This is a genomic window from Alistipes muris (genome assembly GCF_943193205.1).
GTDB lineage: Bacteria > Bacteroidota > Bacteroidia > Bacteroidales > Rikenellaceae > Alistipes > Alistipes muris.
The window spans coordinates 129636-150099 of record NZ_CALPDD010000001.1; the positions used below are offsets into that span (position 1 = coordinate 129636).

Consider the following 20464-nt stretch of genomic DNA (forward strand, 5'->3'; position numbering starts at 1 on the left):
GAGAAAGCTATATGACGGGTATGCGCAGAAGGGTGACGATCGGATTCCTGAGTATCGTCTGCCTGCTCTTCTTTTCGGGGATGGTCTCGCTGGTGGAACTGAGCCGCCTGAGCCGCGACACGGACGGCATATTGCGGACCAACCAGCGCAACATCGAGTTGGCGAAGACGATGCTCGACGCGGCGCACGGCCACAACGTGGCGCTTATCCGGCTGGCGGTGTTCGGCGAACGGCAGTATGACAGCCTGTGCATGGCCAGCCTCGAACGGCTCGAAAGCAGCTTGCAGGCGGCCCAGCACGAAGCGCTGGAAAAATCGTTTCTCGATTCGCTGGCCTTTGCGGCGACCGAACTGCGCCTGCTGACGGACAACTATCTGGCGTTCGGCGTGTCGGAACGCCCTGCGTCGAAACCCGCGGCGGCAGGCTACGCCGACCCGGTGGGAGCCCGGTGGTACAACGACCAGTACGAAGCGGTCTACGAACGGCTCACGGCGGCTATCAAGAGTTACATGACCTCGACGCAGAGTTCGCTGGCCCCCCGCACCGAGCAGATGAAGAAGAACGCCTACCGCGCGGTGACGCCGGTGCTGATCTCGCTGTCGGTGATGATAGCCATCGTGCTGATGCTCTTTTACTTCATGTCGATATACTGCGTCAATCCCATCGTCCAGATGAACAAGGGGCTGGGCGACTGGCTGACGTTCCGGGTGCCGTTTGCGGTGAAGGGCGACCTGAAGGACGAGGTGCTCGAACTCCGTGAGAAAATCGACGCGCTGATAGCGCTTCTGAAGCAGAACAAAGCGTAGAGGGGCGATGCGGGTAGATGTCGTAATGAGGTACGTAGGCATGGTGATGCTGTTCATCGCCGGGTTCATGCTGCTGTCGGCCGGCATTTCGTGGCTCGGCGGCATGGATTCGTCGTTCTATGCACTGCTTCTCGCGGCGTTGCTGACGGCGCTGCTGGGCGCTTTCCCGCTGATTTTCGTGGAGAAGAAAGAGCAGCTCACCAACAAGGAGGGGTTCTGCGTGGTGGTGGCTTCGTGGCTGGTGGCCTGCGTGGTCGGGACCTTCCCCTATCTGATATGGGGCGGCGAATTCAGCCTCGTCAATGCGCTGTTCGAGAGCGTCTCGGGCTTCACGACGACGGGCGCCACCGTGCTGACCGACATAGAGGTCCTGCCCCGCGGCATGCAGTTCTGGCGCATCTCGACGACGTGGATAGGCGGCATGGGCGTGGTGATGTTCGCGCTGGTAATCCTGCCCTCGATAGGCCGCAGCAAGATGACCCTTTCCAACATGGAGCTCTCGACGCTGGCCAAAGACAATTATCGCTACCGCACGCAAATCATCGTGCGCATCCTGCTGGTGGTCTACGTGGGACTGACGGTGCTCTCGTCGCTGTTGCTCAAGTTGGCGGGCATGGACTGGTTCGATGCGGTGTGCCACGGGATGTCGGCGTGCGCCACGAGCGGATTCTCGACCCGCAACGCGAGCATCGCCTACTACAACAGCCCCTCGATAGACGCGATTCTGGTATTGGTCATGACGCTGGCCGGCATCCACTTCGGGCTGATATACGCCACCGTGACGGGCAAGCGCAACAACATATTCCGTTCGGAGGTGACCCGTTGGTACGTGGGTCTGCTGCTGGCGGGCGCGGCGGTCATCGCCGTGACGCTCTATGCGGCGGGGCTCTACCCTACGTTCGGGACCTCGCTGCGCTATGCGCTGTTCCAGTTCGTGTCGCTGGTCTCGACCACGGGATTCGCGACGGCCGACACCAATCTGTGGCCTCCGCTGGCGGTGGTGCTGCTCATTGCCGGTTCCATCGTGTGCGCGTCGGCGGGTTCGACGTCGGGCGGCATCAAGATCAACCGCTTGGTGCTGGCGGTGAAGATGATGCGGGCGCGGCTCCGGCAGCAGCAGCACCCCAATGCGGTCCTGCGCATCCGGCTCGACGGCGTGGTGCAGGAGACCGAATTCCTGCACACGGTGATGACCTTTATCGTAGCCTACTTCATGCTCATAGCCGCCGGAACGGTCTTTGCGGCGCTCTGCGGCACCGACCTGACCACGGCTTTCACGGGCTCGGTGGCGATGCTGGGCAACGTGGGGCCCGGATTCGGGCAGGTGGGTTCGATGAACACCTACGCCGAACTTCCGGCGGCCCTCAAACTCTTCGATTCGTTTCTGATGCTCTTCGGGCGTCTGGAGATATTCGGACTTATTCAGCTCTTTTTCATCAAATGGTGGCGATGACCAAGTTATTGCGCAATATTGGCCTGCTCGGGGCGCTTTTGTTCGGAGCCGTGGGTACGGGTGCTTCGCAGCCTCCCGTCGAAGCCCGCATCGCGGGACTGGAGGGCAACGGCGAATACATGTCGCTGCTGGAAGAGGATGCCCGGCTGCAGGAGCGCGAGGATTCGGTGGGCCATGCGGTCGAGGGGCTGCGGCGGCGCCTGCGCGACGACCGCGAAGCCGACCGTGCGGCGCTGGCCGACGAAATATTGGAGCTGGAAAACCGCATTTTCGAGATACGCACGGCCAAAGGGCGGATCATCGACCGCATCAACACCATCGAACAGGAATGGGTGCTGGCCAATCTGAACAAGGCGACGGCCGAACCCGAACCCGCGGCGCCGCCCGCACCTGCCGTGCGGACGGAGGGGGTGCGCAACCTGACGGACAACCGCTGTTTCCGCGACGAACTGCCTGCGCAGGACTATGCCGCCTTGCAGCGGGCCCAGCAGCTCGAATGCCGGGCGGCCGAGTGGATGCGCCGCTACTGCGCCAACCATACGACCCTCGGCCAGCTGGCCGACGCCTACCGTGCGGCAACGGCCGAAGCCGAGGCGCTGGAAATCTACGCCAGCTATCAGACGCTCGACGGGCTGAACCGCACGCTGGCCGATTCGCTGTCGGGGGCGTGGAACTACATTTTCGACAACAAGAGCTATGCCTACGACTACATGCTCGACAAGCTGGGCCACACCGAACTGCTTGCCGTGCAGGAAGATGCTCTGGCCGAAATGGCCCGCACGTTTGCCGAACTGCAAGGCACCACGGCGTCGGACGAGGTGGTGGACTACGTACTGCGCAAGCAGGTGCTGGTGGACTACGAGGTGACGGTGGCCCATGTGCTGGGACTGGCCCGGGCGGCCGATTCGCTGCGCAATGTCTCCATGCAGCTCTGCACGGTCGACTACCGGCTGCCGCGGTGCGAGGTCGAAGAACGCTATTTCCTGGTCTACGACGACATTGCCTTTCCGTCGGTGTCGCCCTACGACACCCGCCACCCGATTCCCGAGTGCCGGATTTACTCGCGGGGAACGATTTACCGCATCCTGCTGGGCCGTTTCAGCACCAAACGCCCGGTGTCGACGTTCCGGGGGGCCGCGCCGCTGTCGTATCTGATCGACGGCGACGGCAAGTGGTGCTACTATGCGGGCGGATTCGCCACCCGCCGCGAAGCCGAGGAAGCGCAGGCCCGGCTGAAGAAACGCGGCTTTGCGCGGCCCGAAATCGTGGTGTGGCACGACGGTGAGTACCGCAACGTCTCGCTCGACGGCGATGCGGCGGCGGAAACGTACCGGGTGGAAATCGCCGCCCCGGGGCCGCTGTCCGACGAAGTGAAGCAGGCCATCGCCCGCACGGCCCGCGGTGCGGGGCTGTCGCGCGCGGGGCAGAAATTCATCGTGGGGATGTTCGACGACCGGGCCGTGGCCGAACAGGTGGCCCAGGCCGTGCGGCGCGCCGACCCCGACCTGGAAATAAAAATTGCGGAAACGGCCGAATAACCGGAAAATTTCGCTACCTTTATAACGTATTCATCAAAACCTGCGGTTATGGATATGTTCTATGTTGTTCTGCTGGTGCTCTTCGGGGTGCTGTTTCTGGTGGCCGAGCTGGTTTTCCTGCCGGGCGTGTCGGTGGGCGCCGTGCTGTCGCTGGTATGCTACGGAAGCGCCATTTACCTGGCGTTCCGCAATTTAGGCCCGCTGGCGGGCGTTGCGGCGATATTGGCCATCGGGCTGCTGTCGCTGGTGGCGACCGTCGTGTCGCTGCGGGCCAAGACATGGCAGCGTTTCTCGCTCAAGCAGGAAATACGCTCGTCGTCGATGCCCCGCCCCGAGGAAGAACTCCGCGTGGGCGACCGCGGCACTACCCTTTCGCGACTGTCGCCCATGGGCAAGGTGGAAATCGGGGGCCGCATCTATGAAGCCAAGTCGCAGGGTCCCTATGTCGACCCGCGCAGGGAAGTGGAAGTGACGGGCTTCGAGAACTTCAGCGTCATCGTTAAAACAACCGACTAAAAAACCATAAGATTATGTTGGAACCCGCATTGATTGCATTGATTGTCTTCGTGAGCCTGTTCGCCATCTGGCTCGTATTCTATTTCGTGCCGGTGGGGCTGTGGTTCTCGGCGCTGGTTTCGGGCGTGCGCATCAGCCTGCTGCAACTGATTCTGATGCGCTGGCGCAAGGTTCCGCCCTCGACCATCGTGGCGTCGATGATCGAAAGCACGAAGGCGGGGCTGAAACTCAATCCCAACGAACTGGAAGCCCACTACCTGGCGGGCGGCAACGTCTCGAACGTGGTGCATGCGCTGGTTTCGGCCCAGAAAGCCAACATCCTGCTCGACTTCAAGATGGCGACGGCCATCGACCTGGCGGGCCGCGACGTGTTCGAGGCGGTGCAGATGTCGGTGAACCCCAAGGTCATCAACACGCCTCCCGTAGCCGCGGTGGCCAAGGACGGCATCCAGCTGATAGCCAAGGCCCGGGTGACGGTGCGCGCCAATATCAAGCAGCTGGTCGGCGGCGCGGGCGAGGAGACGGTGCTGGCGCGTGTGGGCGAAGGAATCGTCTCGTCGATAGGCTCGGCGGCCTCGCACAAAATCGTGCTGGAGAACCCCGATTCGATTTCGCGGGTGGTGCTCGAAAAGGGGCTCGACGCGGGAACGGCGTTCGAGATACTTTCGATCGACATTGCCGACATCGACGTGGGCAAGAACATCGGCGCACAGCTTCAGATGGACCAGGCGCAGGCCGATAAGAACATCGCGCAGGCCAAGGCCGAAGAACGGCGCGCGATGGCCGTGGCGCTGGAACAGGAAAACAAGGCCAAGGCGCAGGATGCGCGCGCGAAGGTGATTCTGGCCGAAGCGGAGGTGCCGATGGCGATGGCCGAGGCGTTCCGCAACGGCAATCTGGGCATCATGGACTATTACAGGATGAAGAACATGATGGCCGACACGACCATGCGCGAATCCATCGCCCGGCCGGAGAAGAAATAAACGGCAGACGCCGGAAACGAAATGGCCGACCCTCGGGGCCGGCCATTTCGTTTTTAATACACCTCCTCGGGCAGGGTCTCGCCTACGGGGTCGCCCTGGAGCCCGTCGCGCCACTTGACGGCGGCGTGGGTGCCGTCGCAATAGGGCTTGTTGGCCGACTGCCCGCAGCGGCACACCACCACCCGGTTGCGGAGCTCGTAGAACTCGCCGTTTTCGCGGCGCATGGGAATGCCGCCGCGAATCCACAGCCCGCCGCTGGCGCCGACGGCGGGGTCTTCGATAAGGCCCAGGCTGGGCTCGAAACGGAACTCGTAGGGAGTGCCCGAAGCCTTGTCCCAAGCTGTGAGCCGCGCGCTGGGACACATCGAAGCCTCGCGGACGGCCAGCCGCCTTGCTTCGGGGTCGGAGGAGAGCTCGGTCAGCGTCCAGGCCCCGCCGAAAGGGTGGCAGAAGCGGGCGAAGACGCAATATTGGGGGTTGTCGGTCATGGTGAGCGTGGCGCCCTCGGTCTTGTCGGCCCCGTCGAGCAGCGGCCGCCGGGAAGCGGTGAGCTGCGGGTCCCAGTCGGCGCGGACGTGGGCCCCGTCGCAGTAAGGCTTGCGCTGCGAAGCCCCGCACCGGCAGAGCGCCGTAGGCTCCGCTTCGGTGGAGAAATGGCGCCCCTCCTGGAAATACCAACTTTCGTTGTCGGGGTCGGGCATGATGAACTGCTCGCAGAAAGGCGGCCGCCCGTAGACCAAGTAGGGCCCTTTTTCGGTGACGGTGACGGAGACCCGGCCAGCGGCCGGGTCGGAATCCGTGGGAGTTTTGTGTGCGGACATACTTGCAGGGTTGAACGGTACGTTTGTAAAGCGGACGGCAATAATTGTTCCCAACGGAACTGTTCGTGCCGCCGGATGAGTTTTTAAGTTTACCTTTTATTAGTATATTTGCATTGTTACTATAACATCATTTGCGATGGACCGATTATTCTGTGCAATTGCAGGTTTGCTTTTTACAGCGCTAATCGTAGGGTTGGATGCTTTCGCCCGACGATCCGCACGTCGGCAACGTGAGAAACGGTGGCCGGATTTAAGAAAAAAGATATGACCATTTCTCCCGCCCCCGTTCCCGCAGAACGGGGTTTCTTATATCCCGGCTTCAAGGCACCCGACGCATTCAAATCGAAGTCTAAGATGACCTGGCGCTGCGTTGTATTCTTTGCCATGATTTTGCTGGTTTGTCAAAATTCGTATCTTTGTACTTTCGGAAGACGATAAATTGAACGATATGAAATCATTGGCAAGACTGGCGGCCGCGGCTGCGATGGCTGCGGCGCTGCTGACGGCGTGCGGCAAGGAGAAGGAGACGGGCGACATCCGTTTCGACCGCCCGGCGCTCTATCTGTCGCAGGGCCGCACGGCGACGGTGGCTTTCACGACCGACAACATCGACCTGCGGACCCTTTCGGTGACCTCCCGCCCGACTGGCTGGGAACAAATCGAGGTCAACGCGGCGGAGAAGACCCTGACGGTGACGGCCCCTGCCGCCATAGAGGGCGAGACGGCGTCGTCGGGCTCAGTGGTGCTGACCGGCGTGCCGGGCGGTGGCGGCTCGGTGGCTTCGGGCACCCTGTTCGTGAGCATTGCGGGAACGGAAGACCTGAGCGCCTACCCTGCCAACAGCTATCTGGCGAACAAGAAAGAGACGGAATACCTGTTCGACGCCCTGCACAAAGGCGAGGGCGAGGAAGAACTGGCCACGGCCCGGCTGGGAATCATCTGGCAGTCGGCGTCGGAGCTGGTGCAGCACCTGCATTTCGACGGGCAGAAAGGCTCGTTCTATATAGGTGCCGACAAAGACGATGCGACCCGCATCAAGGAGGGCAACGCACTGATAGGCGCCTACGATGCACATGACAAACTGCTGTGGAGCTGGCACATATGGGTGGCGGACTTCGACCCGGAGGCACAGCCGCTGGTGCTGAACGGCCGCACGCTGATGGCCCGCAACCTCGGCGCCCGGACCGAAAGCCATGCGACGGCGGCGGAGAAGCTGGCTTCCTACGGACTCTATTACCAATGGGGCCGCAAGGAACCGTTTATCGGCCCGCTGACCTACAATGCTGCGTCGGGCGGCGTCTCGGCGAAGATGTACGACGGCTCGGGAACGGGCGTATCGCTGAAAGCGACGGCGTCGACGGCCGAGACGGGCACGATGGCCTATGCGGTGGAACACCCGCTGGAATTCATCACGGCGGCCGAAAAGGATGCCGACTGGCTGCAAGGCGGCACGACGGTGCGCTGGTCGGAGGAGGAGAAAACGCTCTATGACCCCTGCCCGCACGGGTGGCGGGTGGCCCCTGTGTCGGCTTTCGACAACCTGTCGATAAAGGACGACCTGGCCGCGGACGCCGACTACGCGTCGCAGTACGGCTGGACGCTGGGCGACGGAACGGCCGAATCGTACTTTGCGGGCGCCGGACGCCGGAGCTGGCGCGATGCGAGCGTGCAGAACTATTTCGACGAATCGCTGCCTGCGCGGGCGGTGGAGATGCAGCCGTGGGTAGGCTACTACTGGACCGCCGGCGAGGTGGGAGCGCTCTCCCCTGCTTTCTGCTTCTGGTACAAGGCGGACGACGTGGCGGCGAGCGATGTACGCAACGGCCGCCCGATGGGCCGCGCCAACGGCATGCAGGTACGCTGTGTGAAAGACGAATAGAACTCGGGAAAGAGCAAAAAATCCCGGACTTGCTTGGCAAGTCCGGGATTTTTCATTTGGCCGGAAGTGGCGTTACTTTTTCTTCGGCTCGGGCTCGGTGTCGCGGCCGCCGCCGAGGGCCTGGTAGAGGTTGATTACGCCCTGTATCTCGTCGAAGCGGTCGGCGATTTGCGACAACTGGGCCGAGAGGAGCGACTGCTGGGCGGTGAGGACCTCCAGGTAAGTGGTGGACGAATGCTCCATCAACAACTCGGTGCTCTCGACGGCCCGCTTCATGGCCTTGATCTGCTTGGCCCGCAGCTCGCTTTTGGCGCGGGCCGTCTGGTACTGCGACAAGGCGTTGTTGACCTCGGCCCCGGCGTTGAGCAGGGTCTGCCGGAACGAGAGCTTGGCCTCCTCCTGCTGGGCCTTCATGATTTTGACGCGCGCGCGGTTGGCCCCGGCGTTGAAGATGGGCTGCAAGAGCGAAGCCGCGGCGTTGAGCAACAATTTACCGGGATTGACGATGATCGACCCGGCGCTGTTGGTCCACCCTGCCGCCCCGCTGAGGGTGATGGAGGGATAGAGCGCCGACCGGGCTTCGGCCGTGGCGTAATAAGCCTGCATCAAGGCGAACTCGGAAGCGCGGACGTCGGGCCGGTTGGAAAGAAGCTGGACGGGAACGCCGACGGTGATTTCGCGGGGCAGGTGGCGGCTGGAGAACGACCCGCGCCCGACGGCCTGCGGAGTACGCCCGAGGAGCGAACAAAGGCTGTTCTCGACCTGGCGTAGCTGGTGGTCGAGGTCGCGGAGCGAGGATTCGATGGCGTAGTAATTACCCTCGTACTGAGCGACCCCGGCCTCGGTGGTCATGCCGGCCTCCTTCATGGAACGCATGGTCTCGACGCTCTTTTTCCAACGGTCGGCCGTTTCGCGGGTGACCTGCTGCTGGCTGTCGAGCATCAGCAACGTATAATAAAGGTTGGCGACGCTGGCGATCAACTGCGTGCGCACGGCCTGGCGGTACTCGATACTTTGGAGGTAGAGCGCCTTGGACTTGCGCTTGGTATTGGTGAGCGCGTTGAAGATGTCGAACTGCCAGCTGGCGGTGATGGGGACGCTGTAAGTTTTGACGGCGGGGCCGTTGTCGAAACTGCTGATGTTCCCCTGCGGCGCGAAGTTGAACGACGGCAGGTAAGCGAGCCGTGCCGACTTGAGCGACGCTTCGGTCTCCTTGACGCGCCAATGGGCCGACTGCAGGTCGGTGTTGTTGGCCAGAGCCTCCTCGATGAGCGACTGCAAGTGCGGGTCGGTGAAGACCTCCTGCCAACGGACGTTGCCGAAGGTGGCGGTGTCGGCGCTCTCGGCCGAGCCGTAGAGCCCGTCGGTCGAAATCTCGGGGCGGGTATAGGGCTTGTAGATGCCGCAGCCGACCGATGCGGCGGCCAGGCACAGGATGATGAACTTTTTCATGATCAGAGCTCTTCTTCTTTCTGGTTTCTGCATGCTTCGACCTCGGCGCGGACGGACCACTGCGGGGCGGGGTCGAACTCCAACGGCTTGATTTTCTCCTGCAACGCCTGGAACACGATGAAAAGCGTCGGGACGAGGAACAGCAGGGCGAGCGTACCGACGATCATGCCGCCGACGACGCCTGTGCCGAGCGTAGAGTTGCCGTTGGCGCCCACGCCGCTGGCGAGGACGAGCGGAATCATACCGAAGACCATCGTCAGGACGGTCATCAGAATGGGACGCAGGCGGACCTTGGCGGCCGAAACAGCGGCCTGCGTGAGGCTCATGCCAGCGCGTCGGCGGTCGCCGGCGTACTCGGTGAGGAGGATGGCCGTCTTGGCCAACAGACCGATGAGCATGATGAGACCCGTCTGCAAATAGATGTTGTTCTCCAACCCCATCAACTTGGCGAAGAGGAACGAACCCATCAGACCGCACGGCACGGAGAGGATGACGGCGAACGGGATGATGAAACTCTCGTACAAAGCGCTGAGGATAAGGTAGATGAGGAGGATGCAGATGCCGAAGATGATGACGGTGTTGCTGCCGGTCTGCGCCTCCTCGCGCGTGATGCCGCCGAACTCGAATCCGTAGCCCTTGGGCAGCACCTCGGCGGCCGTCTCGCGGATGGCCCGGATGGCGTCGCCCGACGAATAACCGTCGGCCGAAGTACCGGTGACGGCGATGGAATTGTAGAGGTTGAAGCGGTTGAGCACCTCGGGACCGTAGACCTTGGTGAGCTCGACGAACTGGCTGACGGGAGCCATCTCGCCGGACTGCATCCGCACGAAGATGTTGTTGAGCGATTCGGTATCCAGACGGTACTTGGGGTCGGCCTGCATGGTGACGCGGTAGACCTTGGAAAAACGGTTGATGTTGGAGATGTACTGCCCGCCGTAGTAACCCGAGAGCACGGAGAGGATCTCCGTGGGCGAAACCCCGGCGCGCTTGGCCTTGGCGGCGTCGATGTCGACGACGTACTGCGGGAAACTGATGTCGAAGGTCGAATAGGCGCGGCCGATTTCGGGACGCTGGTTCAGGGCGCCGACGAACCGGAGGTAGACATTATAGAAATCGCGGATGTCGCCCCCGGTGCGGTCCTGCAAGAACATGTTGAACCCGGTGGAAGTACCGTAACCCGAAATCATGGGCGGTGCGACGGCGAAGACCTGCGCGTTCTTGATGTCGGCGGTGCGGGCGTAGATCTGCCCGATGACGGCATCGACAGCGTCCTGCTTGTCGGGGCGCTCCTCCCAATTCTTGAGCTTGACGATACACATGCCGTAGGAATTGCCCTGCCCGGCGATCATGCCGTAACCTGCGACCTGGTTGAAGTCGCGGACCTGGGGAATCCCCTGCAACCGGCGCCCGACCTCCTGCATGACCTTGTCGGTCTCGGCGAGCGAAGTGCCGGGAGCGGTGGTGACGTTGACCATGACGGTGCCTTGGTCCTCGTCGGGGACGAGACCCGTCTTGGTGGAATTCATCAACACGACCAAAGCAGCGAACGACAATCCGAGCGTAGCCCACATGAGCCACTTGTGCTTGATGAAGAACATGACGCCGTGCTTGTATTTGCCGACGATGGCGCTGAACGCCGTATTGAACGCCTTGCGGAAGCGGGCGGCGAAGTTGTCGCGCATCTCGCCGTTCTCGTCCATATAGGGCTTCATGACGATGGCGCAGAGCGCGGGCGACAGCGTAAGGGCGTTGAGCGCGGAGATGCCGACGGCGACGGCCATGGTCAGACCGAACTGCGTGTAGAAGACGCCCGACGTACCGCCCATCATGGCGACGGGGATGAAGACGGCCATGAAGACCAACGTAGAAGTGACGATAGCCGAAGTGATGCCCGACATGGCGTCGATGGTGGCCATGTAAGAAGACTTGTACCCGGCGTCGAAACGCGCCTGCACGGCCTCGACGACGATGATGGCGTCGTCGACGACGGTGCCGATGGCGAGCACGAGGGCGAACAGCGTCAGGAGGTTGATGGAGAACCCGGCGACGGAGAGGAACGCGAAGGTACCGATAAGTGCGACGAGAATCGAAACCGTGGGAATCAACGTGGACCGGATGTCCTGCAAGAAGACGTAGACGACCAGCACGACGAGGATGATGGCCTCGAAGAGGGTTTTGACGACCTCGTTGATGGAAGCGTAGAGAAAGTCGTTGACGTTCTGAAGGCTGACGATTTCGATGCCCTTGGGCAGCTCGGCGCGGATTTCGTCGAGCAGGTCCTCGATGTCCTCGACGACCTGCGTGGCGTTGGACCCGGCGGTCTGGAAGACCATGGCGGCGATGCCGGGGTGGCCGTTGGCGTAGCCCTTATAGGCATAGGACTCGCCGCCGAGCTCGATGTCGGCGATCTCGCTGAGCCGCAGCACCTGCCCGTCGGGGGTGGAGCGGATGACGATATTGCCGAACTCCTCGGGCGTCATCCTGCGGCCGCGGTACTTCATGGTATACTGGAACGCGTTGTCGGAATTCTCGCCCAACTGCCCCACCGCCGACTCGATGTTCTGCTCGGAGAGCGCGTAGGTGACGTCGGACGGAACGAGCCCGTACTGCGCCATGACGTCGGGTCTGAGCCAGATACGCATGGCGTAATCGGCGCCCAGGGCCATGAACTCGCCCACGCCCTGGATACGCTGGATGCGCGGCTTGATGTTGATGTTCATGTAATTGGCGAGGAAGACCTCGTCGTAGGAATCGTCGGGGCTGTTCAAGGCGAAGACGCGCAGCATGGAAGTCTGCCGCTTCATGGTGGTGACTCCGATGCGGGTGACCTCGGCGGGCAGCGACCCGGTGGCGGTGGCGACGCGGTTCTGCACGTTGACCGTAGCCATGTCGGCGTCGGTGCCCTGCTTGAAGTAGACGGTGACGGAAGCCGAACCGGCGTTGGTGGCGCTGGACTGGATGTAGATCATGTCCTCGACGCCGTTGATGGCCTCCTCGAGGGGCACGATGACCGACTTCTGGATGGTCTCGGCGCTGGCGCCGGGATAGGACGCGTGGACCATGACCGTAGGCGGCGCGATGTCGGGATACTGCTCGATGGGCAGCGTGGCCAGACCGATCAGACCGGCGATGACGATGACGATGGAGATGACGGACGCCAGCACGGGGCGCTCGATGAAGTGTCTGAGTGTCATGGGCTATTCCTCCTTGGCGGTTTGGGCGTCGGGAACGGTTTCGGCCACGGCTTCTGCCTCGGCCTGCGGTTGTTTGGGGACGATGGGCGTACCCTCGCGCAGGAGACCGACGCCCTCGGCGACGATGGTCTCGCCGGGCTCAAGGCCCGAACGGACGATGTACTCGCGGCCGTTGGTAACCTTCTCGACGTCGATCATGGCCGACGAAGCCTTGCCGTCGATGACCTTATAGACATAGACCTTGTCCTGGATCTCGAACGTAGCGGTCTGGGGAATGACGATGCAATCCTTATAGACGGAGGGCAGGATGATGTTGCCCGACCCGCCGCTGTGCAACAGCCCGTTCTTGTTGGGGAACGCGGCACGCAGCTGGACGCTGCCGGTCGAAGCGTCGATGACGCCGCTGATGGACTCGACGCGCCCGGAGTGGTCGTAGAGCGACCCGTCGCTGAGCTGCAGCTGCACGTCGGGCATGTTCTGCAAGGTAGCGGCCGTGGAGCCGTAACGACGGGTGAGGTTGAGCAGCTGGTTCTCGGTCATCGAGAAGTAGATGTACATCTCGGAATTGTCGGAAACGGTGGTGAGCTTGGCGGACGGACCGACCAAAGCGCCGACGCGGAACGGCAAAGTGCCGACAACGCCCTTGGACGGAGCCTTGACAACCGTATAGGAGAGGTTGTTGGCGGCGCTGACCCGCTGGGCCTCGGCCTGCGCGAGCTGAGCCTCGGCGGTGAGGAGCTGGTTCTGGGCGGAAGAGAGGTCGAACTGCGAAACGACCTTGCGCCTGAAAAGCTGCTTCTTGCTGTCGCGGACCAGCTTGGCGGTGGAAACCCCGGCCTTGGCGGCGGCGACGTTGGCTTCGGCGGTCTGAAGCGCGGCCTTGTAAGGCACCTGGTCGATGATGAAGAGCGTCTGCCCCTCGTCGACCTGCTGGCCCTCGGTGATGCAAAGCTCGGAAACGGTGCCCGAAATCTGGGGATAGATATCTATGTCCTGCCGCCCGCGGACGGTAGCCGAATAATAAACGGGAATCTCCCGGTCGGAAGTGGCGACGGTCTGGACGGCGTAGTGCTCGGGACCCGCGGCGACGGGAGCTTCGACACAGCCGACGGCCGCGGCGCAGCAGGCTGCGACGGCCGCTTTTACGAATTTCTGCTTCATAATCATCTTTCTTTCTACGTTATATATATATCAAGGATGCAAAAATAGGCTAAATTTGCGAAGCTGCGAAGTGGATATTGCGAAAAGTGTTGTTCATTTTCGGAATGATTTTCGGCTTGGCGAACGAAAAAACGCTATTTTTGTCCGAAAAAAGAATAACGTTTTGCACCGGTAACCTTTCGGCGAAGCCTGCTTTACGGAAGAACTAACGCCGGAAGAAACGTTCGTAGTATACGAACGCTCAAATAAATAGCCTATGTTTTCATCCGCCGACCCGCTGGTGACCACCCCCGAAGAACAATTTGCGGTCGGGAACTCCGACTTTGCGTTTTACGGCAACTATGCGTCGCGCTGCCGGAGCTTTGCGTTGGCGTGGTGCACGGGAGGCCGCGCGGAAGCGACGGTCAACCAACACCGGGGAACGCTGGAACGCAACACGTGGCTGTTTCTGCTGCCCGGGTGGGTGCTGATGCTGACCGACTGCACGGAAGACTTCCGGATGAACTACTGCGCATTCTCGAAAGAGATGTTTGCCGAAGCGGCGTTCCGTCTTGAACCGGCCTTTTTCCAGGCCCTGCGCGAATGCCCGCTCGGTACGATGACCGACGGAATGGCCGAAGGGGCCGAAGCGTGGTTCCGGATGATGGAATACACCTATCGCGACAAGGAAAACACATACCGCAACACGATTATCCGCAACCGCCTGCAAAACATGCTGCTGGGAAGCTATGACAAGTACCTGCGATTCGGCACGCAGCGCCGGACGGCGCCGGACAAACGGTCGCGGCAGACGGACCTGTTCCACCGTTTTGTGGACCTGACTCACGAATACTGCACGACCCACCGCGAAGTGGCGTTCTATGCTGACCGTCTGTGCATCACGACACGCTACCTGTCGGGCATCGTGCGCCGGATGGTCCACAGCTCGGTGAAGGAATTCATCGACCGGGCGGTGGTGCTGGAAATCAAGATGCTGCTCCAGTCGACCGACCTGTCGGTGCAGGAAATCGCCTACCGCCTGCGGTTCCCGGACCAGTCGTACCTGGGCCGCTACTTCAAGCACCACACAGGCTACTCCCCCACCGAATACCGCCACGCGAAGGAGTAAGGGCCCGGAATTTGCAAAGGAGACGGGAAAAAGTCTCCGCTATGAAAGTCACCTTTTTCGGCGTACAGCCCTATGACCGCGAAGCGTTCGACCGGGCCGGCGCCGCCTACGGATTCGAGATATGCTATCATCGGAGCCACCTGAACGCGCAGAACGTAGCGCTGGCGTCGGGGGCCGATGCGGTGTGCATATTCGTGAACGACACGGCCGACGCCGAAACCATCCGCCAGCTGGCCGAAATGGGCGTGAAACTGATAGCGCTGCGCTGCGCGGGATTCAACAATGTGGACCTGACGGCGGCCGTACGCCACGGGGTGTCGGTGGTGAGGGTGCCCGCCTACTCTCCCCACGCGGTGGCGGAACACGCGGTGGCGCTGATGCTGTCGCTGAACCGCAAAATCCACCGTGCCTACTGGCGCACGCGCGACGGTAACTTCTCGCTGCACGGCCTGCTGGGATTCGACATGTACGGCAAGACGGCGGGAATCGTAGGCACGGGCCGGATAGCCCGCGAACTGATTCGGATACTGAAGGGATTCGGGATGGAAGTGCTGGCCAACGACCCCCATCCCGACGAACGCTTCGCGTGGGAAGCGGGCATCTCGTATGTGGCGCTGGACGAACTCTACGAACGCTCGGACGTGATTTCGCTCCACTGCCCGCTGACGGACGGGACGCGCTACATGATAGGCGACGTAGCCATCGGGCGGATGAAACCGGGGGTGATGATCATCAACACGGGCCGCGGCCAACTGATTCACACGGAAGCGCTGATCGACGGTCTGAAAGAGAAGAAAATCGGCGCGGCGGGGCTGGACGTCTACGAAGAAGAAGCGGCCTATTTCTACGAGGACACCTCGGACCGGATTATGGACGACGATGTGCTGGCGCGCCTGCTGTCGTTCAACAACGTGATAGTCACCTCCCACCAAGCGTTTTTCACGCGTGAGGCGCTCGACAACATAGCGCATGTGACCCTGCAAAACATGCTGGAATTCGACGCAGGCAAGAAACTGACCAACATAGTATGCCCCGACCCGGTGGCGGGCATGGCGTAACGACGGCAACTTATGAAAAGAATCGTACTGCTCCGCCACGGCGAGAGCCAATGGAACCGCGAAAACCGATTTACGGGCTGGACCGACGTGGACTTGAGCGACCGCGGCCGGGCCGAAGCGACCGAAGCCGGAGAACTGCTCCGGAACGAGGGATTCCGCTTCGGAAAAGCCTACACGTCGTATCTGAAACGGGCGGTGAAGACGCTGGACCTGGTACTCGGCGCGCTGGACCAGGACTGGATAGAAGTGGCGAAAAGCTGGCGGCTGAACGAAAAACACTACGGCGCACTGCAAGGACTGAACAAACGCGAGACGGCCGAAAAATACGGCGAAGAACGGGTGTACGAATGGCGCCGCAGCTATGATGTGGCGCCGGAACCGCTGGCGGCGAACGACCCGCGCAACCCACGCTTCGACCTGCGCTACAAGGGGATACCCGAAGCCGAACTGCCGCTGACCGAATCGCTGTCGCAGACCGTGAAACGGACACTGCCCTACTGGCAATGCGAGATACTGCCGGAGCTGGCGCGCTGCGACGCGCTGCTGGTAGTGGCCCACGGCAACAGCCTGCGGGGAATCGTGAAACACCTGAAAGGGATTTCGGACGACGCCATAGCGGAGCTGAACCTGCCGACGGCCATGCCCTATGTATTTGAATTCGACGAGGGGCTGAACTGCGTGGGCGACTACTTTCTGGGCGACCCCGGGAAAGTGGCCGCGGCGATGGCGGCCGTAGCGGCGCAGGGCCGGAAATGACTTCCTTACATAAAAGAACAAGGTTGCCTGCCGTGGTGGCGGGCAACCTTGCTGTTGTACTCGGAACGGGAATCGAACCCGTACGACCATTGCTGGTCACAGGATTTTAAGTCCGGCGTGTCTACCTATTCCACCATCCGAGCGACCGCGTCCCGAAACGGGAAGCGACGGCAAAAGTAGCAAAAAAACGCGACTTCGCAAAACTTTGCGCCCGGGCCGGGGGGGGGCGTCAGCCTGCGGGAATCCGACGGTGGCGGGACAGGCCGGCGAGGGATTGCCGGGGCTTCGGGTGTTTACTTGCGGGCCGGGCAGGCGTTGGCTGTCGCGGAATGTTTACTTGCGGGCCGGGCCGGCGGAGAGTGTCGGGGCGTTTGCGTGGGATGGCCGGGCCGGACGCTAATATTCGTCGTCGTAATTGTCGTCGCCCTCGAAATCGCTGAAATCGCTCATCATGTCGTCGAAGATGGAACCCTCGTCGTCGACGCGGTTTCGGGAGGGGTCGTATTGGTCGGGAACCTCGGCCTGGGCGAAGATTTCACGAGGATAGGAAGCCCCCTTTTCGGCCTCGTAAGTCCCGGTGAGTTCCAGATAGTAAGCCCGGTCGCCGAACAAATCGAACAGATAGATCAGCCGGTCGCGGCTGTTGTGGATAATCTGTCCGAGGGTCACCCGCTCCATGGATTCGGGAGCACCCTCCCCCTCGCCCATATCCATGCAGGTGAATTCGCGCTGCTTCTCCCAACGGTCGTCGGCGGTGAAGAACGACGCCATGCACTCCTCGTATTCGAGCGAGGAGAGGATGAAACGGTGGAAATCGAGCAGCGTAGTGTCGTACTGCACCTCGTAGTCGCGGACGAAACGGTCGTTTTCGTCGCTCAGCATGCGGAAACGGAAGATCATTGACATAGGGTCGTAGTTTGCTATAAGTTTGCGAATGTTCGGCTATTGTACGGTTTCGGTCAGCCAGGCCATCACGTCGAGGTCGTCGGGGTAATCGGTCAGGCCGGGCGACTGCGCGCATCCGAAACCCGTGCGGCGGCTGTGGCCGACGCATTCCGAAACGACGCACTGCAACTCGCCGTCGTGGTCGGCGAGCCATGTTTCGACTTCGGCAAGGTCGCGGTAACGGGTATAGGCGATTTGGCTCAACGACGCCGGAAACCCGGTCTGCCCGACGGCGACGGCGCACCCCAGGTCGATGAACGGGCGGCCGGTCATGGTCAGCAAAGCACGCGAGCGCAGGTAGTTGTTGCGGTATTTGCGGTTCATGGAGGGCATGGCGAGCCGAAGCTCGCAGCCCTCGGGCAGGAAGAGCCGGGAGACGCTGCGGCAGCCCAGTCCGGAATAAGCCCAGATGTCGTCGGCGAGCCCGGCCAGCTGTTCGGGAGTTTCGCGGCCCGAGAGTACGGCGACCGACTGACGATGGCCCCGCAGCAGAGCGGGCTTTCCGGCGTAGTGCGCCTGAAAGTAACGGCGGGCGTTGTCGCTGCCTGTGGCGATGACGGCGTCGGTGTCCTGGTGGCCGTCGTAGAACTCAATGGGAACGTCGGGGTCGATGGCGCGCAGCTGCTCGACGACATACCGCATCAGCACGGTGTCTTTGGCCGACGGCTTGACGATGCACCGATGGCCGCTGGCGACGACGCACAGCAGGTCGAAGAACCCTACCAACGGGATATTTCCGGCCATGATGACGAGCACGCGGCGCGGCGCGGCGGCGGGAACGGGATAAGCGGCGAGCCACGGTTCGAGCGTCTCGCGCTGGAGCATCCGGTCGGCGATGGCCGCTGCGGCACGGCTGATTTCTTGGGGCGAAAACCACCCGTTCGCCCGGCAGGCGCCGTCGATAACGTGCTGTGTCTGTGCTGTGTTGCCGAAATCGCGGAGCCGTTCGCCCAAAGCGGAAAAAAGTCCGATAGCATCCTTCATAGTTGCAAAGATAGTGCAAGCCGAGGGCAGTCACAAATTTATTTGAGGACTGCTGAGGCGTAGCCTATATTCTGTAAAGATAGTGCAAGCCGAGGGCAGTCGCAAATTTATTTGCAGACAGCTGAGGCGCCGCCTATCTAAACCAAGCGCAGCGATGATAAAGTGCAAGCCGAGGGCAAAAACAAGCGTGTTCGTATTGCTTAGACACCGTCTATATTCTGCATTCCGGGTTGCTTTTGCCGGGACAGGCGCCATTTTTGCAACGATTACGAGAGAACAAATGTAGTCTTGCCTGGGTTTCGCCGGGGCGAGAAAACCTGCATGAAAAAGAACGACCATGGAAAGAATCTGCGAAGAATTGTTCAAACGCCGCCGCAGCTATTATGAACTTTCGGCCGAATCGCCCGTGAGCGACGCGCAGATTGAAGAAATCGTGCGGTTTGCGCTGAAACACATACCGTCGGCGTTCAACTCGCAATCGACGCGGCTGGTACTGCTGCTGCATGAACACCATGCGGAACTTTGGAAAATCGTGAAACGGACGCTGCGGGCCATTGTTCCGGAAGAAGCGTTCGCCCGCACGGAGGAAAAGGTCGACCGCAGTTTTGCGTCAGGCTACGGCACGGTGCTTTTCTACGAAGATTCGGCGGTGGTGAGGGCTCTGCAACAACGCTTCCCGACCTATGCCGGGAACTTTCCGGTCTGGTCAGAACATACTTCGGCCATGCACCAACTGGCGCTGTGGACCCTGCTGGAAGAAGCGGGGTTCGGAGCGTCGCTGCAACATTACAATCCTTTGATTGACAAGGATGTGAGGACGCAGTGGAGACTGCCGGAGGAGTGGCGGCTGATTGCGCAGATGCCGTTCGGACTGCCGCTGGCACCTCCTGCGGAGAAGATGTTCGAGCCCGTGGAGGCACGGATGCGGATTTTCAGGTGAGCAGCGCTGCTGACTGCTGTTTTGCTTATTGAGGTGTTGCTGTTTTTGGTTCTACTATTTTTATTTTTGGGGCCCTTGTTCCTCCCGTTCGCAGTTATTTCGTCCTGTAGGAATGGCTATCGGAGCGGTGTTGATGGATTGTCAGCAAGAATTTTGCATGCTTTGCGGCTCTAATATTTGGAGTTTCGTTTTTTTTGCCTATCTTTGCACCCGCATTCAGTAATCATGCGGAAATAGCTCAGTTGGTAGAGCACAACCTTGCCAAGGTTGGGGTCGCGAGTTCGAGTCTCGTTTTCCGCTCAAAAACAGGAGGATTGAGAAATCAATCCTCCTTTATTTTTTAGGCTTCTGCGGACTGAGGGTTATACAATTAACTGCCCCGAACATTATCACGGACTTACGGCAATCCGGGAATAATAAGAAGGAAAAATTCGGGCATAGTTGGTTGTTTTTCAAAGATTGTTCGTATATTTGCGAACGAAAGTCGTAAAGATGGCGAAGAAGAACTATACGGAACAGGAAGAGCGCATGGCCCGTTTTGCAAAAGCGATGGGACATCCGGCGCGGATGGCCATTCTGCGGTTCCTTGCCGAACAGGACAGCTGCTTTTTCGGAGACATCCACGAAGTGCTGCCTATCGCCAAAGCGACGGTATCCCAGCACCTCAAAGAACTCAAAGAAGCCGGATTGATTCAAGGCGAAATCCAACCTCCGAAAGTGAAATACTGCATCGACAGCAAGAACTGGACGGAAGCCCGGTCGCTGTTTGCAGGCTTCTTCTCGGACTATGCTAAGAAAAATTCGTGTTGCAAATAGACGGTTATTTTTTTGCCGATATTGTTCGTAGTTCGACGAACTACATCTAAAAAA

18 protein-coding genes and 2 tRNA genes are annotated in these 20464 nt (G+C 60.8%); 12 read left to right on the plus strand and 8 right to left on the minus strand.

All coding sequences use genetic code 11. The features are described 5' to 3' along the window. Positions 1-11: 11 nt before the first annotated feature. The 5 genes from NFR47_RS00635 to floA are packed head-to-tail and all read left to right on the plus strand — an operon-like array spanning position 12 to position 5296. Positions 12-806, plus strand: coding sequence for a hypothetical protein (locus NFR47_RS00635; protein WP_251213646.1), 795 nt, complete (start codon positions 12-14; stop codon positions 804-806). 7 nt (positions 807-813) lie between these two features. After that, positions 814-2259 carry a TrkH family potassium uptake protein gene (locus tag NFR47_RS00640; RefSeq protein WP_251213647.1) on the plus strand — a complete coding sequence of 482 codons (1446 nt, stop codon included), beginning with the start codon at positions 814-816 and terminating at the stop codon, positions 2257-2259. Next, on the plus strand, positions 2256-3797 hold the full coding sequence (locus tag NFR47_RS00645) for an SPOR domain-containing protein (RefSeq protein ID WP_251213648.1): 1542 nt from the start codon (positions 2256-2258) through the stop codon (positions 3795-3797). Before NFR47_RS00640 ends, NFR47_RS00645 begins: the two co-directional genes overlap by 4 nt. 48 nt (positions 3798-3845) lie before the next feature. Beyond that, a complete protein-coding gene (locus NFR47_RS00650; RefSeq protein ID WP_251213649.1) occupies positions 3846-4313 on the plus strand; it encodes an NfeD family protein in 468 nt (155 codons plus the stop codon). 14 nt (positions 4314-4327) lie between these two features. Beyond that, positions 4328-5296 carry a flotillin-like protein FloA gene (floA, locus tag NFR47_RS00655; protein ID WP_275556992.1) on the plus strand — a complete coding sequence of 323 codons (969 nt, stop codon included), beginning with the start codon at positions 4328-4330 and terminating at the stop codon, positions 5294-5296. 53 nt (positions 5297-5349) lie between these two features. On the opposite strand, the gene NFR47_RS00660 is transcribed toward floA, so the two are convergent. Together NFR47_RS00660 and NFR47_RS00665 are read right to left on the minus strand one after the other, a co-directional pair. Continuing rightward, on the minus strand, positions 5350-6117 hold the full coding sequence (locus NFR47_RS00660; RefSeq protein WP_251213650.1) for a CDGSH iron-sulfur domain-containing protein: 768 nt from the start codon (positions 6115-6117) through the stop codon (positions 5350-5352). A gap of 173 nt (positions 6118-6290) precedes the next feature. Continuing rightward, a complete protein-coding gene (locus NFR47_RS00665; RefSeq protein WP_251213651.1) occupies positions 6291-6503 on the minus strand; it encodes a hypothetical protein in 213 nt (70 codons plus the stop codon). 62 nt (positions 6504-6565) lie between these two features. On the opposite strand from NFR47_RS00665, the gene NFR47_RS00670 reads away from it, so the two are divergent. After that, entirely contained in the window at positions 6566-7996 is a 1431-nt protein-coding gene (locus NFR47_RS00670) for a hypothetical protein (protein WP_251213652.1), read from the plus strand. A gap of 72 nt (positions 7997-8068) precedes the next feature. Here the strand turns inward: NFR47_RS00670 and NFR47_RS00675 are convergent, their stop codons facing one another. Genes NFR47_RS00675 through NFR47_RS00685 form a run of 3 tightly spaced genes read right to left on the minus strand, consistent with a single transcriptional unit; the run spans position 8069 to position 13809 of the window. After that, positions 8069-9448 (minus strand): TolC family protein, encoded by a 1380-nt coding sequence (locus NFR47_RS00675; protein ID WP_251213653.1) that lies wholly within the window; start codon positions 9446-9448, stop codon positions 8069-8071. Positions 9449-9450: 2 nt separating this feature from the next. Further along, complete coding sequence (locus NFR47_RS00680) at positions 9451-12642, minus strand: efflux RND transporter permease subunit (protein ID WP_251213654.1); 3192 nt, start codon at positions 12640-12642, stop codon at positions 9451-9453. A gap of 3 nt (positions 12643-12645) precedes the next feature. After that, positions 12646-13809 carry an efflux RND transporter periplasmic adaptor subunit gene (locus NFR47_RS00685; protein WP_251213655.1) on the minus strand — a complete coding sequence of 388 codons (1164 nt, stop codon included), beginning with the start codon at positions 13807-13809 and terminating at the stop codon, positions 12646-12648. 250 nt (positions 13810-14059) lie between these two features. Here NFR47_RS00685 and NFR47_RS00690 point away from each other — a divergent pair, with 250 nt between their 5' ends. The 3 genes from NFR47_RS00690 to gpmA are packed head-to-tail and all read left to right on the plus strand — an operon-like array spanning position 14060 to position 16725. After that, positions 14060-14911: an AraC family transcriptional regulator gene (locus NFR47_RS00690; RefSeq protein WP_251213656.1), complete on the plus strand. Its 852-nt coding sequence runs from the start codon at positions 14060-14062 to the stop codon at positions 14909-14911. Positions 14912-14952: 41 nt separating this feature from the next. After that, a complete protein-coding gene (locus NFR47_RS00695; protein ID WP_251213657.1) occupies positions 14953-15969 on the plus strand; it encodes a 2-hydroxyacid dehydrogenase in 1017 nt (338 codons plus the stop codon). Between the two features lie 12 nt (positions 15970-15981). Continuing rightward, positions 15982-16725: a 2,3-diphosphoglycerate-dependent phosphoglycerate mutase gene (gene gpmA, locus NFR47_RS00700; protein WP_251213658.1), complete on the plus strand. Its 744-nt coding sequence runs from the start codon at positions 15982-15984 to the stop codon at positions 16723-16725. A 57-nt stretch (positions 16726-16782) separates the two neighbouring features. Here gpmA and NFR47_RS00705 read toward each other — a convergent pair. The 3 genes from NFR47_RS00705 to NFR47_RS00715 form a co-directional block, all read right to left on the minus strand. Further along, positions 16783-16868: transfer RNA gene (locus NFR47_RS00705), tRNA-Leu, on the minus strand. A gap of 253 nt (positions 16869-17121) precedes the next feature. Next, on the minus strand, positions 17122-17631 hold the full coding sequence (locus NFR47_RS00710) for a plasmid pRiA4b ORF-3 family protein (RefSeq protein ID WP_251213659.1): 510 nt from the start codon (positions 17629-17631) through the stop codon (positions 17122-17124). Positions 17632-17667: 36 nt separating this feature from the next. Next, positions 17668-18654 carry an acyl-CoA reductase gene (locus NFR47_RS00715; RefSeq protein ID WP_251213660.1) on the minus strand — a complete coding sequence of 329 codons (987 nt, stop codon included), beginning with the start codon at positions 18652-18654 and terminating at the stop codon, positions 17668-17670. A gap of 337 nt (positions 18655-18991) precedes the next feature. Here NFR47_RS00715 and NFR47_RS00720 point away from each other — a divergent pair, with 337 nt between their 5' ends. The 3 genes from NFR47_RS00720 (at position 18992) to NFR47_RS00730 (ending at position 20410) form a co-directional block, all read left to right on the plus strand. Next, positions 18992-19594 carry a nitroreductase family protein gene (locus NFR47_RS00720; RefSeq protein WP_251213661.1) on the plus strand — a complete coding sequence of 201 codons (603 nt, stop codon included), beginning with the start codon at positions 18992-18994 and terminating at the stop codon, positions 19592-19594. Between the two features lie 227 nt (positions 19595-19821). Further along, a tRNA-Gly gene (locus NFR47_RS00725) sits at positions 19822-19894 on the plus strand. 192 nt (positions 19895-20086) lie between these two features. Next, positions 20087-20410 carry an ArsR/SmtB family transcription factor gene (locus NFR47_RS00730; protein WP_251213662.1) on the plus strand — a complete coding sequence of 108 codons (324 nt, stop codon included), beginning with the start codon at positions 20087-20089 and terminating at the stop codon, positions 20408-20410. Positions 20411-20464 lie beyond the last annotated feature (54 nt).

Coding starts and splice junctions, on each gene's coding strand:
- NFR47_RS00675 (WP_251213653.1), bottom strand. CDS start 9,448: ATGAAAAAGTTCATCATCCTGTGCCTGGCCGCCGCATCGGTCGGCTGC.
- NFR47_RS00680 (WP_251213654.1), bottom strand. CDS start 12,642: ATGACACTCAGACACTTCATCGAGCGCCCCGTGCTGGCGTCCGTCATC.
- NFR47_RS00650 (WP_251213649.1), top strand. CDS start 3,846: ATGGATATGTTCTATGTTGTTCTGCTGGTGCTCTTCGGGGTGCTGTTT.
- NFR47_RS00710 (WP_251213659.1), bottom strand. CDS start 17,631: ATGTCAATGATCTTCCGTTTCCGCATGCTGAGCGACGAAAACGACCGT.
- NFR47_RS00640 (WP_251213647.1), top strand. CDS start 814: ATGCGGGTAGATGTCGTAATGAGGTACGTAGGCATGGTGATGCTGTTC.
- NFR47_RS00720 (WP_251213661.1), top strand. CDS start 18,992: ATGGAAAGAATCTGCGAAGAATTGTTCAAACGCCGCCGCAGCTATTAT.
- NFR47_RS00715 (WP_251213660.1), bottom strand. CDS start 18,654: ATGAAGGATGCTATCGGACTTTTTTCCGCTTTGGGCGAACGGCTCCGC.
- NFR47_RS00730 (WP_251213662.1), top strand. CDS start 20,087: ATGGCGAAGAAGAACTATACGGAACAGGAAGAGCGCATGGCCCGTTTT.
- NFR47_RS00645 (WP_251213648.1), top strand. CDS start 2,256: ATGACCAAGTTATTGCGCAATATTGGCCTGCTCGGGGCGCTTTTGTTC.
- NFR47_RS00685 (WP_251213655.1), bottom strand. CDS start 13,809: ATGATTATGAAGCAGAAATTCGTAAAAGCGGCCGTCGCAGCCTGCTGC.
- floA (WP_275556992.1), top strand. CDS start 4,328: ATGTTGGAACCCGCATTGATTGCATTGATTGTCTTCGTGAGCCTGTTC.
- NFR47_RS00690 (WP_251213656.1), top strand. CDS start 14,060: ATGTTTTCATCCGCCGACCCGCTGGTGACCACCCCCGAAGAACAATTT.
- NFR47_RS00665 (WP_251213651.1), bottom strand. CDS start 6,503: ATGGCAAAGAATACAACGCAGCGCCAGGTCATCTTAGACTTCGATTTG.
- NFR47_RS00695 (WP_251213657.1), top strand. CDS start 14,953: ATGAAAGTCACCTTTTTCGGCGTACAGCCCTATGACCGCGAAGCGTTC.
- gpmA (WP_251213658.1), top strand. CDS start 15,982: ATGAAAAGAATCGTACTGCTCCGCCACGGCGAGAGCCAATGGAACCGC.
- NFR47_RS00635 (WP_251213646.1), top strand. CDS start 12: ATGACGGGTATGCGCAGAAGGGTGACGATCGGATTCCTGAGTATCGTC.
- NFR47_RS00660 (WP_251213650.1), bottom strand. CDS start 6,117: ATGTCCGCACACAAAACTCCCACGGATTCCGACCCGGCCGCTGGCCGG.
- NFR47_RS00670 (WP_251213652.1), top strand. CDS start 6,566: ATGAAATCATTGGCAAGACTGGCGGCCGCGGCTGCGATGGCTGCGGCG.